10 protein-coding genes and 1 pseudogene are annotated in these 14,316 nt (G+C 60.8%); 4 read left to right on the top strand and 7 right to left on the bottom strand.

Annotation, left to right across the window (positions count from 1 at the left end; translation table 11 throughout):
- Positions 1-107 precede the first annotated feature (107 nt).
- The 4 genes from IPV69_RS04830 to IPV69_RS04815 form a co-directional block, all read right to left on the bottom strand.
- Positions 108-1,073, bottom strand: a complete 966-nt coding sequence (locus tag IPV69_RS04830; RefSeq protein ID WP_206293783.1) for a phosphoglycerate dehydrogenase — start codon at positions 1,071-1,073, stop codon at positions 108-110.
- A gap of 142 nt (positions 1,074-1,215) precedes the next feature.
- The gene (locus tag IPV69_RS04825) at positions 1,216-2,316 is read right to left on the bottom strand and encodes a sugar kinase (RefSeq protein ID WP_206293782.1); all 1,101 of its coding nucleotides are present in this window, start codon (positions 2,314-2,316) and stop codon (positions 1,216-1,218) included.
- 179 nt (positions 2,317-2,495) lie between these two features.
- Positions 2,496-3,281, bottom strand: a complete 786-nt coding sequence (locus IPV69_RS04820) for a sulfite exporter TauE/SafE family protein (protein WP_206293781.1) — start codon at positions 3,279-3,281, stop codon at positions 2,496-2,498.
- A 34-nt stretch (positions 3,282-3,315) separates the two neighbouring features.
- The gene (locus IPV69_RS04815; protein ID WP_206293780.1) at positions 3,316-4,248 is read right to left on the bottom strand and encodes a ThuA domain-containing protein; all 933 of its coding nucleotides are present in this window, start codon (positions 4,246-4,248) and stop codon (positions 3,316-3,318) included.
- A gap of 139 nt (positions 4,249-4,387) precedes the next feature.
- Here IPV69_RS04815 and IPV69_RS04810 point away from each other — a divergent pair, with 139 nt between their 5' ends.
- The 3 genes from IPV69_RS04810 to IPV69_RS04800 all read left to right on the top strand — a co-directional run bounded on the left by IPV69_RS04810 (position 4,388) and on the right by IPV69_RS04800 (position 6,551).
- On the top strand, positions 4,388-4,618 hold the full coding sequence (locus tag IPV69_RS04810; protein ID WP_206293779.1) for a hypothetical protein: 231 nt from the start codon (positions 4,388-4,390) through the stop codon (positions 4,616-4,618).
- Positions 4,615-5,172 (top strand): nucleotidyltransferase family protein, encoded by a 558-nt coding sequence (locus IPV69_RS04805; protein WP_206293778.1) that lies wholly within the window; start codon positions 4,615-4,617, stop codon positions 5,170-5,172. The genes IPV69_RS04810 and IPV69_RS04805 overlap by 4 nt, the downstream gene beginning before the upstream one ends.
- 164 nt (positions 5,173-5,336) lie before the next feature.
- Positions 5,337-6,551 (top strand): alpha/beta hydrolase, encoded by a 1,215-nt coding sequence (locus tag IPV69_RS04800; protein WP_206293777.1) that lies wholly within the window; start codon positions 5,337-5,339, stop codon positions 6,549-6,551.
- A gap of 101 nt (positions 6,552-6,652) precedes the next feature.
- Here IPV69_RS04800 and rpoD read toward each other — a convergent pair whose 3' ends face one another.
- Both rpoD and dnaG read right to left on the bottom strand, forming a co-directional pair.
- Positions 6,653-8,575: an RNA polymerase sigma factor RpoD gene (rpoD, locus tag IPV69_RS27685; protein WP_206293776.1), complete on the bottom strand. Its 1,923-nt coding sequence runs from the start codon at positions 8,573-8,575 to the stop codon at positions 6,653-6,655.
- 556 nt (positions 8,576-9,131) lie between these two features.
- A complete protein-coding gene (dnaG, locus tag IPV69_RS04790) occupies positions 9,132-11,003 on the bottom strand; it encodes a DNA primase (RefSeq protein ID WP_206293775.1) in 1,872 nt (623 codons plus the stop codon).
- A gap of 1,061 nt (positions 11,004-12,064) precedes the next feature.
- Between dnaG and IPV69_RS04785 the strand changes: the two genes are divergently transcribed.
- Entirely contained in the window at positions 12,065-13,855 is a 1,791-nt protein-coding gene (locus IPV69_RS04785) for an autotransporter-associated beta strand repeat-containing protein (protein ID WP_206293774.1), read from the top strand.
- Here the strand turns inward: IPV69_RS04785 and IPV69_RS27115 are convergent.
- Positions 13,812-14,309, bottom strand: a pseudogene (locus IPV69_RS27115) (IS630 family transposase). The gene IPV69_RS04785 and the pseudogene IPV69_RS27115 sit on opposite strands and share 44 nt — an antisense overlap.
- Positions 14,310-14,316: the final 7 nt, after the last annotated feature.

The following is a 14,316-nucleotide window of genomic DNA, read 5'->3' as shown; positions in this document are numbered from 1 at the left end:
GAAGACTGCGCGGCGGAGCCGCTGGGCTCTCTTTGGCGAATCATAACGCCTTGCGTTCGGCCCCTCACCCTAACCCTCTCCCCCGAGTACAGGGGAGAGGGGGTAAATCAGAACTTGTTCGCCTGGATGAAGTCCGGATCGCCCTTCAAATAGTTAACCAGGTTGTTCGCTGCCCGCAGGCCCTGCCGCTCAACGCTTTCGTTCGTCCGGCTGCCGATGTGCGGCGTGATGATGATGTTTTCGACTTCCTGGAACACGTGCGGCGTCTTCATCGGCTCGGGCTCGACGACGTCCGCCGCATACCCGCGGAGCTTCCCGCTGCGGCAGGCGGCGGCGATGTCTTCATCGACGACCAGGCCGCCGCGAGCCGTGTTCACGATGATCGCGCCGTCCTTCATGGTCGCCAGCGTATCCTTGTTGATGAACCCGCGCGTCTCCGGCGTCAGGTTCATGTGCAGCGAAATGACATCGCACTGCTTCAGCACATCCTGCGGGGTCGCAGCTCGCTTGACGTTGTTGGCCTTGGCGAACTCTTCGTCCCAATAGACGTCGCAGCCGACGCAGCTCATGCCGAAGGCGTTGCCGCGTTTAATGACTTCCTTGCCGATCCGGCCGACGCCGATCACGCCCAGCGTCTTGCCCGCCAGTTCACACCCGGTCTTGCGGCTCCACTTGCCGGCCTTCACGGCCGTCATGTGGAAGTAAAAGTTCTTGGCGACGGAGATCATGAGCCCGAACGTGTGCTCGGCGACGGTCGTGTGGTTCACGCCGGGCGTGAACAGCACGGGGATCTTCCGCGACGTGGCGTGGCCGACGTCGATCGAGTCGAGGCCGATGCCGTACTTGGCGATCACGCGCAGCCGCGGCAGGGCGGCGTCGATGACCTTGGCCGAGATGATGTCGTCGCCGTTGAGCAGCCCGTCGAACCCGCCGTTGGTGGTGACGAGTTCGAGCATGCGGGCTTCGGAGAGCGGCCCGCGTTCGCGGACGATCTCAAAGCCGGAGCCGTTCAGCACGTCATGGTGCTTGCCGGGGGTGTCCTGGAAACTGGTGGTGGAGAGAAGGATTCGCATGGACGCTGACCGAATGGAGAATGAAGAATGAAGAACGGAAAATGAAGAATCGAAGGATACAGAGAGCGACTTGGCGTTCGCCGGTTCTTTCGTTCCTCATTCTCCGTTCGATTACTCCTCTGAGGGAGGAGAGGGGATAAAGTCAACGCTTAATCCGCGCGCTACCGCCGCCGGCGATGTGCAGCAGCTCTTCGAGCGTGATCTGGCTGGTGTCGCCCATCGTGCTCATGAGCAGCGCCCCGTGGGCGACGCCGAGGTTCACGCATTCCTGCGGGGTCTTGCCGGCAAGGAAGCCGTAGGTGAAGCCGCTGGCGAAGCCGTCGCCGCCGCCTACGCGGTCTTCGATTTCGAGGTCGGGGAAGTTGGGGCCGTCATAGAACTTGCCGGTGGCGCTGTCGCCGTCGCGGGCCCACATGATCGCCGACCAGTCGTTAATGGTGGCGGTCTTCACGCCGCGAAGCGTGGTGCCGACGACCTTGACGTTGGGAAACGTCTTGACCACGCGCTCGACCATTGCCTTGAACGGGCCGACATCCAATGCGCCAGCCTTGTGGACGTCAACGCCTTCGGCTTCGAAGCCGAGCACCTGTTCGAAGTCTTCCTCGTTGCCGATCAGCACGTCGATGTAGGGCACGAGCGGCTTGGTGGTGGCGATCGCGTCTTTGCTGCTCCAGAGCTTCGAGCGGAAGTTGAGGTCGTAGCTGACGATCGTGCCGGCTTCGTGGGCTGCCTTGACGGCCTCGGCGGCGACGAGACGCGTGGACTCCGAGAGCGACGCGAAGATGCCGCCGGTGTGCAGCCAGCGGACGCCGTCTTCGTTGAACAGCTTCTTCCAGTTGACGTCGCCGGGCTGCATGCCGCTGGTGGCGGTGTGACCGCGATCGTAAAGGGTGACACTTCCGCGCTTCGCCACACCGACTTCGGTGAAGTTCAGGCCGATGCGGTCTTTCTTGCCGACGCCGTCATACTTGCGCTCGACGACGTAGCTGACGTCCATGCCGACCGCGCGGGCGTGGTTGCGAATGACAGCGCCCATCGGCGACGAGTTCAGTCCGCCGATCCAGCTGGTGCGAAGACCGAGGCGAGACAAGGCGTACGAGACGTTGTACTCACCGCCGCCGACCCACTGTTCGAGCACGGGAGCGAACTCGATTCGGCCGTGCTGCGGCGGGGACAGGCGGATCATCGATTCGCCGAGGCTGACAAGGTCAAAACGACAGGACTTTGCGTCGCGGATTTTCATGGTTGGTTTTCCTCGAATCCCAGGGGCGTCCGGCGAAGCCGGGGCCATCGCCCGATGGATCGCGCGAATCATCGACGTTGTCGGCGAGACGTCAAGGGGAGACCCGCGACCGGCTGCGTCTGCCGTCGTGATTCCAACAGGCGGCCATGGGATTGACGCAGGCAGATCAGGGCGACCGATCAGCCGTAGGCGCGAATGAAGTACATCCCGGTCAGTCCGAAACCGACGAGCAGGATGATGATCCGCAGCACCAGCGGCGGTATTCGGCGGGCCAGGCCCATCCCCAGAAAACCGCCGACGATGGACGCCCCAGCCATCGTTCCGGCGACCTGCCAGTTGACGGCGTTCTCGGCCCCGGCCCCGAACGAGCCGACGAGAAAGACGACCGCCGCCACACCATTGATCAGCGTCGCCAGCAACACCTTTAGGGCGTTCATCTGGTGGATGTCTTCGAGGCCGGCAAATGAGAGCCCCGCCAGCATCAGCACGCCGATGCCGGCACCAAAGTATCCGCCGTAGAGGGAGATGACGAGCTGTATCACACCGACGATTACCGTCCAGCCGAGTGTGCGATGGCCGTGCTTCGCGCCGGCCCAGCGGGCGATCGGTTTGCTGGCGGCGAAGACGAGCGTTGCGAACAGCAGCAACCAGGGGATGACCAACCGGAAGGTCGCCGGCGAGGTGTAGTAGCGCAGTATGATCGAACCGGCGATCCCGCCGACGAGGCTGATTACGCTATAGCTGACTACAATCGAATAGGGGATCCGGCGGATGTCTTTGCGGGCGGCGTAAATCCCGGACGCCGACCCCGGCCACAAGCCGATGGTGCTGGTCATGTTGGCGACCTTCTCGCTCAGGCGAAGACCGTCAGTCAGCGTGGGGAAAGTCAGGAACGTGCCGCCGCCGGCGACGGAATTGATCGCGGCGGCGATGAAGGCGGCAAGGGCGACGAGAACGAAGGTCATTGAACCGGCACTTTAGGCGTGTTCGCGGCAGAATCTACTTTTTGGGTGCGGCTGGCTGGGTCGCCTTGGGCCTGGGCTCCAATGCCTCGGGCTTGAAGGTGACAAGGTCCGGCAACGACGTGTTGACGCCTTCGGCCGGAACCTCCAGCTTTGCCGCCCAGACGATGCCGTTGAGGATGCACTTGCGCAGATCCTCGTTCTTCCAGTTGGCAAAGAAGTGGGGCATGACGATGCCCATTCCGCGGCCGCCGTCGTCGCGGTTCACCGCCCAGGCGACAGTTTCCTTCTTCGGGCTCTCCGGCGGCAGCATTGATGTGGCGATCGCCGTCACGTTCGGCGCGGGCTTGTTGCCGTCCTTGCCGAAGTAGTTGTTGATGTAGGGTTCGTCCCGGAGACTGAACTCTTTCCAGCCACGTAGGACAGGATGGTCGCCGCCGCCCGGCGTAATGGTGGCCGCAGGATAAATCCTGGCGATCGACTGGTGGTGATCGCACTTGGTGGCAAAGTACCCGCCGGTCCAGGCGAGCAGGGGATGTGTGCCGTCCGGCGGGACGTCCTGCTTTCGCAGGCCGGTGGCGTAGTGAATGCACACGATGCCGCAGCCGCGCTTTGCCATTGCGTCGATCTTTGCGAGGACAGACTTGCTGTCGTTGAGCGTTACGCCCGGGAAATTGTCGCCGGTGAAGACGAGTGCGGCCGCCTTGTCGAGCACATCGTCCTTCGGCCACTCGTAGAACACCTCGGCCGAGACGCCGGGCAGATTGGACATGTTCTGCAGGCAATGGGCGATCAACCGCCCGCTGGCGGCCACTTCGTGCGTGCCCGGGGGATGATTCGTCGGGCCGACGATGATCGCGATGAGCGGTTTGGGCTTGGGAGAGGATCCAGTTTGTGGGGAATCTGCGGCCTGCGCCGCAGCAACCACTCCTAGCAATGCCAATCCCAGTACCAAGAACAAGCTTCGCATACCGCCCGATCATACCAATGGGAACTGTCGGTGCACGGCATAACGAACGACGCGAAATTCACTGTTCTTGTCCCAAGGCGACTCGGCATTGGACGATCGGAAGACCGCGCTTACAATCGCCTATTGGAGACAGACTGAAATGGAACCCAGCCCGCACCTCATCGACCAGGTCTTTCTGGACAAAGTGACGTCCGCGAAGGCAATGACGGAGGAGCAACGATTTCTGGCCGGACCAGAGCTCTTCGACTTTGCCTGCGAGTGGACGAAGGCCGGTATTCGAGACATGAACCCGAATGCCGACGACGCCAAGGTACTGGAACTCCTCCGCAAGCGGATTGCATTAGGTGAAAAGCTGGAGCTTTCCCGATGACTTCCCAAGACTTTATGTGGGAGGTTGTTCAGGCGCTTGATCGTGCAAAGGTGCCGTACATGGTTGTCGGTTCCCTCTCCAGCAACGTCTACGGGATTCCGCGGTCGACGAAGGATGCCGATTTCGTTGTGGAGCTCCGAGACGTTCCAATTGGGGCCATTGCAGATCAACTAGGACCCGGCTATCTGCTTGATAGCCAGATGTCTTTCGAAACGGTCACCGGAACTTATCGCTGGAAGATTCGACACATCGATTCAGCCTTCCAGATCGAATTGTTCTTGATTAGCGAGGATCCACACGATCGCGAGCGGTTCCTGCGACGGCGCAAAGTGAAATACAACGGTAATCCGGTTTTCGTCGCGACTGCCGAAGACGTCGTGATAACGAAGCTACGTTGGTCCCGACAAGGAAAGCGGGCCAAGGATCTTGACGACGTCCGCAGCGTACTGACTGTTTCAGGTGAGAACCTTGATTGGGAATACATCCACCGTTGGTGTGCGATCCACAAGACCGAGTCAATTCTCAGCGACGTACGAAAGAGCGTTCCGACATAACCCAAGGCCGACCGACTGTAACAAACAACTGTCAGACCAGTTGATCGTTCTATGGGCCTTGCCTGTTCATGAAATGGCGAATCGTCCGACTGCGGTGCTATGGCCCTCACAAAATCGATCAGAGGCAACTGAAAGGTTTGACCGCAGTCCACGTTATACGGGATGTGAAAACTACACGATCCCTCCTTCTCGCGTCGTACGTTCTCAACTTCGGAGCACTTGCCCTGACCATCGTTGTGGCGACGTCCGCCAGCGCCCAGCAGCCGAACACCCAGGCACGACCGCCGGTCCCCGCGCCACGGGTGCCTGAGGGCGTCAAAGTGTCTCGCGATCTTCCCTACGTTACCGACGGCCACGCCCGGCAGAAGCTCGACCTTTACATCCCCGAGAAGGCCGATGCGCCGCTGCCAGTGATCATCTGGGTTCACGGCGGCGGGTGGGCCGCCGGCAGCAAGGACGGGTGCCCGCCCGCACGTGACAATTACATGGCCCGCGGCTACGCGGTTGCCAGCATCGGCTATCGCCTCAGCGGCGACGCGATCTTTCCGGCACAGATCGAAGACTGCAAAGCGGCCATCCGATGGCTTCGGGCACATGCCAAAGAACACAATCTGGACGCGAATCGCTTCGCGGTCTGGGGAAGCTCGGCCGGCGGCCACCTTGTCGCGCTATTGGGCACGAGCGGCGATGTGAAGGGGTTCGATGTCGGTCCGAATCTCGATCAATCCAGCCGGGTGCAGGCAGTTTGCGACTACTACGGGCCGACCGACCTATTGCAGATGGACGCACACGCGCTCAACAAGGGAAGGGCAATCCACAACGCTGCCGACTCACCGGAATCGCGCCTCATCGGCGGGGCGATCCAGGAAAACAAGGACAAGGTCGCTAAGGCCAATCCAATCACCTATGTCAGTAAAGATGACCCGCCGTTCCTGATCGTGCACGGCGACCAGGACCCCACCGTCGCGCATCATCAGAGCGAACTCCTCTACGGCGCTTTGAAGTCGGTCGGCGTACGGGTGCGATTCCACACGATCGAAGGGGCCGGGCACGGAACGGGGTTTGGCGGTCCGGAGTTGGAGACGATCGTGCAGGACTTCTTCGACCGGCACCTCAAGGGAACCCAACCGGCCACCGACGAACCACTGGCAACAGAGTCAAAGAGTCAGGCGGTCGCGCGGCCCGGAGCGATTGGAGGTCAGCCCGGGGCGGCGACACGGCCCGCAGGCCGCGCCGGCGTTTCCTGGGACCAGATTCGCACCCGCGAAGACGCCAACAGCGACGGCAAGGTCACAAAAGATGAGTTCAAGGGCCCGCCGCCGTTGTTCGATCGGCTGGACCGCAATCGGGACGGAAGGCTGACGAAGGAAGACTTCTGAGGCATAAAGCCTCAAGGAAATCGGACCCGCGACGCATAAACAGAACGGGCGTGGCCACCTGAGGTGACCACGCCCGAATGTGTTTACCACGTTCGAAATACTTACTGCGTTACTCCGCCCGGTAGGAAACCTTCCAGCTTCCTTGCCCGGACCGGATGCTGCAGTTTGCGGATCGCCTTGGCTTCGACCTGACGCACGCGTTCGCGGGTGACCTTGAAGATCCGGCCCACTTCTTCGAGCGTGTAGGTGTAGCCGTCGCCGATGCCGTAGCGGAGCTTGATGATCTCGCGCTCGCGATAGGTCAGCGTCTTAAGGACCTGCTCGATCTTGTCCTTGAGCATTTCCTGCGTCGCCGACTCGACCGGGTTCTCGGCCTTCTCGTCTTCAATGAAGTCGCCGAAGTAGCTGTCTTCGCTCTCGCCGACCGGGCGGTCGAGCGAGATCGGGTGACGGCTGATCTTCAGCACGCGGCGGGTTTCGCTGACGGCCATCTTCGCCTTCTTGGCGATTTCTTCGATGGTCGGCTCGCGGCCGAGCTCCTGCATCAGGCCCTTGCTGATGTTCCGCAGCTTGCTCATCGTTTCGATCATGTGCACCGGAATACGGATGGTGCGGGCATGATCGGCGATGGCTCGCGTGATCGCCTGGCGAATCCACCAGGTGGCATACGTGCTGAACTTGAAGCCGCGGCGGTATTCGTACTTGTCGACGGCGCGCATCAGGCCGGTGTTGCCTTCCTGGATGATGTCCAGGAATGACAGGCCACGGTTGCGGTACTTCTTGGCGATCGACACCACCAGGCGGAGGTTACCGCCCGACAGCTTCCGCTTGGCGTCTTCGTACTTGAAGAAGATCTTGCGAATCGCCGTCACCCGGCGGTGCAGATCCTGTGCGTCTTCCAGCACCAGGTCCTGAAGGCCGGCCAGCTCTTCCTGGCAGACTTCCAAGTCTTCGCCGGGATTCTTCACCTTCTGAAGCTCGGCGATGCGCTGTTCCAGCTCGACCATCTTGGTGGAGATGGAGTTGAGCTTCTTCATCAGCGGCGTCACCTTGCTGGTGCGCAGCGCGAGTTCTTCGAGCAGCTTGGTGGCGCGACGGCGACGGCGGCGGACCGCCATGCGGAGTTCGTCGGCTTCCTTTTTGTTCTTGCAGTCTTTGAGCTTCTCCCACTCGTCGCGGTTGCGCTGCAGCATGATGCGCACGCTGCTCAAATTCGTGGGGATGCGCTGCGAGATGGTGCCCTTGTCAGCCATCCCTTCGTCGGTGCTGATCTTCATCGTCCGGTCGAAGGGAAGATCGCCTTCCTCGACCTGCTGAAGGATCTCGACGGCCGACTGCAGGCAGTAGTCGGATTCGAGCACCTTCGAGCGGAAGATCTTGCGGGTGATTTCGATTTTCTTGGCCAACCCGATTTCCTGCTCGCGGGTGAGCAGGGGGATCTCGCCCATCTGGGTGAGATACATGCGAACGGGGTCGTCGATCCGCTTGGTCGACGCTTCAGCGAGTTCCTCTTCGAGCGACAGGTCAATCTCTTCGCCGTCGTCGTCGGTATCGATCGCCTTGTCGTCGTCGGCACCCTTCATGGGAAGGATCGGCTTGACGCTCGAACCCTTCTTGGTGACGACGGGCACGACCGGCAGCGCCGGCGTGGGGGGCAGCTCGACGACGGCAGCGCCCTTCTTCTTGCCACCCTTCTGGTGGTCGGCGATATCGAACTCGTCGATGAGCTTGATGCCCATCTCGTCGATGCGCATCAGGAGCGAATCGAGCTTATCGGGGGAGACGACTTCGTCGGGGAGCTTTTCGTTCAGCTCTTCGTAGGTGAGGTACCCCCGGGAGACGCCCATATCAAGCAGTACTTGCACGCGCCGGTCAGCTTCCTCGAGTGAACCGGAACCGATGAGGGGGCTTTCCAGGATCGCGGCTGCAGCTGCTGCTTCCTTCACGGAACTGCTGGCCTTTCCCGCCGGCGTGCTGGCGGGGGTCGGTCGCGGAGGAGGAGGAATAATCGCACGGTAGTTCATGGAACATCGCTGCCTGGCGGAACCGATCTCCGGGTTCCTTCGGGAAACGTCATTGCTCGATGTTCGTACGAGCCATTCGTACGGACTTCGAACAACCGCTTCGACCCCCTTCCGACGCTTTCGGATGGCGGGGGTTTCACCGCGAACCGCTCGCGGCAAAACAGGATCGTTTCGCAAGTTCGAAACAACCGTCTCGGTCGCCGACGCGGGAGGGGAACCCTTTTCCGCTGCAGAAGTGGACGCTTCCGCTCATCGGCCGACCGACGACTACCACGAATGCTGGCCAAGGATCTCGGGTTCGTTCCCGATCCCTGCAACGGACACCCGTGGCACCGTGAGAGACAATCGTAAAGTCGATTGGCAGAGCCTGTTTATGACGTCATGGTCGCCATCGCGACCATGCGGACTCCAATGCCAATCCATCAAATTTCCGTAAACGTATATCGTTTCGAGCCCAATATGTTACCAAATAGCCCCGCATCTGTCTAAGCGGCTTCGTTTCAGGCCTTCCGAACCCACCTGATATCGCGGTCTCCGTCCCATTTCACATCCCATCTTACATCATAGACCGCTTGGCGCTGCTTTGCTTGGCCTGTTCCTGTAGTTTCCTAAGCATATCGACCTGTTGATCGTCTCCGAGGTTTTCCTCGGTGCTCCGGTTGAGCGTGGAAATCAGCTTCTGCTTCTCATGCGATTCCCGGTTCTGCTGCAGATAGTCGATCGCCGTGGCGAGTGTCGATTCGAAATCGGTCTGCCGCTCGGCAAAACCTTCCACTTCGTCGGTGACCTCTATCGCAAGTTCCCGAAGGTCGTGAGAACGGACACTCGCAACCTGTGAGCCGTTCGAATCGTCACCCAGCAGCGTCAGCAGTTCCCGGAATACCGGTTCGCCTTCGTCTCGCTGATAACTCCAGTATACCTCAGCAAGTCGACGGCGTCGGTCGTCTGTAAAATCCTCGGGCCCGATCACCTGTTGGACCCGCTGCCAACGCCCGGGTTCCAGCAGTATCACGCCAAGGATCCAGCATTCGGCCCGATCCCGGGCCGATAATACGCCCCCGCGTCGTCGCGGTTCGCGGCTCGGCATGGGTGCCGGCATGTTAGGCTGCGGTACAGACGCTTCCACCGGCCTTTTCGTTGCAGGCTTCACAGACGACAACCGCTTCTGCAATTGCTCTGTCGGAATCCCGGTCAATTTGCCGACCTGCGACAACACCAGGCCCCAGCGGATCGGATCGACCGGCCCGGCGAGCTTCGCCTGGCCGATCAGATCGAGGTACGCCGCGATTGCGTTTTGCTGCCCGGTCAGGTTCCCGTCGTCGGCCGAGAACTGTTTGACCAACTGTTTCCACTTGTACGTCAAAGCTTCCGGCGCTGAGGCGATTAACTTTTCCCACGCCTCCAGCCCGTACTTCAGCAAGTATTCGTCGGGGTCGAGGTCTTCGCCGAAGGTCGCGATCGCGATCTCGACCGGTTGCGTCAGGAACAGGCTGACGGCGCGATCGACCGCCAGTTCCCCGGCGGTATCGGGATCGAACAGCAGAACGATTCGCTGGGCGAACCGCCGGAGCAGTTGGACGTGCTGCTCGGTCATCGCCGTGCCGAGAATCGACACGGCGTTGGTCGCCCCGAACTGATGAGCCATCACGACGTCGGTGTAGCCTTCGACGACGACCGCCGTCTGTGTCTCGACAATCCGCTGGCGGGCCAGATCGAGGCCATAGACGCATCGGCTTTTGCTGAAGAGCGGCGTTTCGGGGCTATTGAGATACTTGGCAGGATCCTGCGAACCCGGCATGACGCGCCCGCCGAACGCGATCACCCGGCCGTTGGGATCGCGAATCGGGAACATCAGCCGATTGCGGAACGTGTCGTAGAAACCCGGCCCCTTTTCAGGGTCGCGCTGCTTGACCAGGCCGGCCAGGTGAAGCTGCTCGGGCTTGAACTTCTGCCCGAGCGGGCCGCGAAGCAGAGTGTCCCAGCCTTCGACGGCCAGGCCTATGCGGAAGGTCCTGGCCGTCTCCGGGGTAATGCCTCGGGACTGCAGGTACTCCCGGGCGGCCTTGCCACGGGCCGGGTCTTGCAGCAGGTTCTCGAAGAACATCGTCGCCGAAGAGTTGGCCTCCAGTACCACGGCGGTTTCGCTGACGTCTTCCCTGCGACCGCCGAACTTCGGAATGGAAATGCCTGCGTCTTGGGCGAGGGACTTGAGGGCGTCCATGAACTCGACGCGGTCGCGCTGCTTGACGAAGTTGATCGCGTCGCCGGCGGCCTTACAGCCGTAGCAGTAGTAGAACTGCCGGGCGGGATTCACATGGAAGGAAGGCGTCTTTTCAGAGTGAAACGGGCAGAGCCCGACGAAATCGCGTCCCCGTTTCTTCAGCGAGACCGTCCGCCCGATGAGCTGAACGATATCAGTCGCCGCCATTACGCGGCCCTTGAAATCGTCTAGGGTGGGGCGATTTTCGGAAGATGCGGCGGCCAATGAGTTTGCCCTCCTTGCGGCGATGAGAAGCTCGCGGTTTCTGACAACGTAGATCGACGAGGGTAGCGAGTTATTATTGTTCGGGTCAAATCAGGGGGTAAAGCCCGACAGATCGCCAGCGGTCAACGCGACTTGACCAATCCAGTGTCCAAGACCTCGTGAACTACACAAAACGCAACCGAATTAACACAAGAATAATTCTCTTGTGCGTCCTAGGTCACTAAGATAGGAATAGTCTCTAGGCATATACCACCGTCGCGCCCGTGTGACGCGGTCACGTGCTTTCAAAGACCTCCAACTGGTCTTCGTCGGCTTTGGGGTACGAGCGAGTGGGTGACTCCGATGAGTTCCGTGTGGGTACCGGAACTACGCTCAGTACAAATAATCCTATGGGCAAAGTCTTCAAATTCCTGCTGATTGCCGTCGCGGCACACTCCGGGGCGCAAGCAACACGCGTAGAGGCACAGTCGACCTGGATAGGCGGCACTGCCAATAACCTAAGAAACTGGAATAGCGCTACCAACTGGTCTCCCACTGGCATCCCGGGGGAGACATCGGACGTGCTGTTTTCTGGTACTCCAACGAACTTCCCGGACCAGCCCGCAGGTGTGACAACTCTGCGGTCGATCGCGTTCGCGTCGAACGCTACCACGTTCACGGGTCTGAACACGAGCGGCGAGAGCTTTGCACTGCGGCATTCCGATTCGTTCAATGCGCTAACACAGGCATCGTCGAACAGCCAATTGATTCGCCAACTGGATGTGTATTTCACCGCAAACACGGCCAATGCTGTTACGACCCTGAACTTGTCCGGTTCGGGTGGACTAACTCTTTCCGGGTTGCGCTGGGGTTTGGCAACTTCGAGCCAGTCATTCCAAGTTGCAGGGCCTGGACCGCTAACCGTTAACGGGGAGTTTCGAGCGGATCTAAAGACTGATGGTACGACGGGGAACTCCTCGAATCGACCGATTCATCTTGTCGGTGATCCAACCTCAGGGCAGATAGTGACGTTCAACCCCACCAGCCAACTCACATGGGAAGGCATGGGCGTTGTTTCACTTCGAGGTCGAGTCACACTCAACCTGACTAGTGCATACGCCGCAGACAGTGGTTCATTCGAGTTTGCTTCGGGGTCGTTCAGTTCTTCGTTCTTGATCACCGGCGGTAGCGGCGAACCGTTGTCGCGCGCGATCAGCTTTTCTGCTGCAGACATTTCCGGCGGGACACAGACCATCGGCGTAGACCATCCCGGGGCCGGCAGTACGACGTTCGCAGGCACCATCGCCACGGACGGCAGCAACAACACGGTAGCGCTCTTCGCCGCGGCGGAGGATACGGCCGCATTCACTGGCGTGATGTCCGGTGCCCGACCGATGCAGAAGACCGGCCCCGGCAATGTCGATCTACTTCCAAGCAGTTCCACAATCTCCGGCAAGTGGACGATCTTGGAAGGCCTCATCTCGACCACCGGCGAATCAAAGTTCGGTGCCAACCCGGCCTCGTTCACCGTCGACCAGATCACGCTCAATGGCGGCGGCATCTGGGCGAACACAAGCCCTATCGAATTCAACAGCAACCGAGGCCTGACGCTCGGTGCTAATGGCGGTAGCTTCGATACCTCCGGGGGAACGATCACGCTCACTAATGTCGTTGCCGGAACGGCGGGCGGGTCGCTGACGAAAATCGGCTCGGGAACACTCGTCTTGGCGGGTGCCCATACATACGACGGCCCGACGAATGTCCAGCGCGGGACGATTCAACTTGCCGGCGATTCAAACCGCCTGCCTGCCGGTACCGTCGTCAACCTCGGAACCGCCGCTGCCGTCCATCTCGGTACCCTCGACCTCAACGGCCTGAACCAGCAAATTGCCGGGCTCAATTCTGTCGTCGGCGTCAACGCCACCGCAAGCAACAACACCGTCATATCGGCTGCTGCAGCGACCCTCACGATCGCCGGCAGTGGAACGTACTCCTTTGGTGCCGGTACCAATGCCAATTCCGGCGTCATCACCGGCGCGATCGCCTTGGTCAAACAGGGCTCCGGAACTCAAATCCTCGGCGACGCCAACACCTACACCGGCGGTACCACCATTACAGGCGGCGTGCTCCGCGCCGATAACGGCATCACGGGATCAGCGACCGGATCGGGCGCGGTTGCCGTCAATAGCGGTGGCACGCTCAGCGGCACCGGACGTGTTGTGAACACTGCCGGCCCGGTTGCAATCAACACGGGCGGCAAGCTCGCACCAGGCGCGACCGTCGGCAACCTGACGACCAACGCGCAACAATGGAACGCGGGCGGAATTTACGTTTGGGAGATCCAGGACGCAGCCGGCGATCCGATCAACGGCGCCGGCATCAACTGGGACAGTACGGCAGTCAACGGGACGCTGACGGTGGCCCCAGCTGGCGCGAAGTTCACGATCAAACTGACGACCCTCAATGCCGGCGTCGCGGGACAAGCCGTTAACTTCAACCCAAGCCAAGGCTACGTCTGGACGATAGCCCGGGCAACCACTATCGCCGGCGGCCCCGTCGACGCATCGCGGTTTGAACTTGATACCTCTGCCTTCCAGAACGCGTTCGACGGAACCTTCGACATCAACTCGTCCGGCGGGAACGTGCGACTGACCTACGCGCCGGTACCCGAACCGGGCGCCTTACTTTCACTCGCCGGCTTCGGCGCGATCGGGATTCTGGGTCGCCGCCGACGTCGCGATCACGCGAACCTTGAAGTCAGACCGATCGTGATTAACCAGCGCGCTCAAGGTACGGACAGCCACAGACCGACTTGATGACCTCCGGCGTCAGTCTCCGGTATGCCTCGGTTCCGGCGGTCATCAGCTCCTCGTAATCCTCGTACTTGCGGTTGCTCAGGTAGTGGCTCCGCATGTAGTGCCACAGGTTCTCTGTCGGATTCAGTTCCGGGCTGTACGACGGCAATAGCAGGCCGGTGATCCCGTCGGGCAACTTCAGCCGCTTGCTCTTGTGCCAGCCCGCCTAGTCCATAATCAACACGAAGTGCTCGTCCGGCTTTCGCTCTGCCTCGAGAATTTCCAGGAATGCGTTCATCGTTCCCGTATCGACGTTCGGCGCGACCAATGCCGCCGACTCGCCGGTCGCCGGCTCCACCGCCGCGTAGAGGTAGCACCACTCGTACCGCGTCTGTCGCACCGCCGTCGGACGCGAACCGCGCTTGGCCCAGACGTCCGTCAGTGTTCCCTGTTGGCCGAACCGCGCTTCGTCCATAAACCAG

Source organism: Humisphaera borealis (assembly GCF_015169395.1).
In the GTDB taxonomy this organism is placed as follows: Bacteria; Planctomycetota; Phycisphaerae; order Tepidisphaerales; family Tepidisphaeraceae; genus Humisphaera; species Humisphaera borealis.
The sequence above is the reverse complement of the archived record's forward strand: the minus strand, read 5'-3'. Positions and strand labels throughout refer to the sequence as shown.

What these genes read in the sequence shown, in the direction of transcription:
- IPV69_RS04820 (WP_206293781.1), bottom strand. Translation starts at nt 3,281, where the DNA reads ATGACCTTCGTTCTCGTCGCCCTTGCCGCCTTCATCGCCGCCGCGATC.
- IPV69_RS04825 (WP_206293782.1), bottom strand. Translation starts at nt 2,316, where the DNA reads ATGAAAATCCGCGACGCAAAGTCCTGTCGTTTTGACCTTGTCAGCCTC.
- dnaG (WP_206293775.1), bottom strand. Translation starts at nt 11,003, where the DNA reads ATGGCGGCGACTGATATCGTTCAGCTCATCGGGCGGACGGTCTCGCTG.
- rpoD (WP_206293776.1), bottom strand. Translation starts at nt 8,575, where the DNA reads ATGAACTACCGTGCGATTATTCCTCCTCCTCCGCGACCGACCCCCGCC.
- IPV69_RS04810 (WP_206293779.1), top strand. Translation starts at nt 4,388, where the DNA reads ATGGAACCCAGCCCGCACCTCATCGACCAGGTCTTTCTGGACAAAGTG.
- IPV69_RS04815 (WP_206293780.1), bottom strand. Translation starts at nt 4,248, where the DNA reads ATGCGAAGCTTGTTCTTGGTACTGGGATTGGCATTGCTAGGAGTGGTT.
- IPV69_RS04805 (WP_206293778.1), top strand. Translation starts at nt 4,615, where the DNA reads ATGACTTCCCAAGACTTTATGTGGGAGGTTGTTCAGGCGCTTGATCGT.
- IPV69_RS04830 (WP_206293783.1), bottom strand. Translation starts at nt 1,073, where the DNA reads ATGCGAATCCTTCTCTCCACCACCAGTTTCCAGGACACCCCCGGCAAG.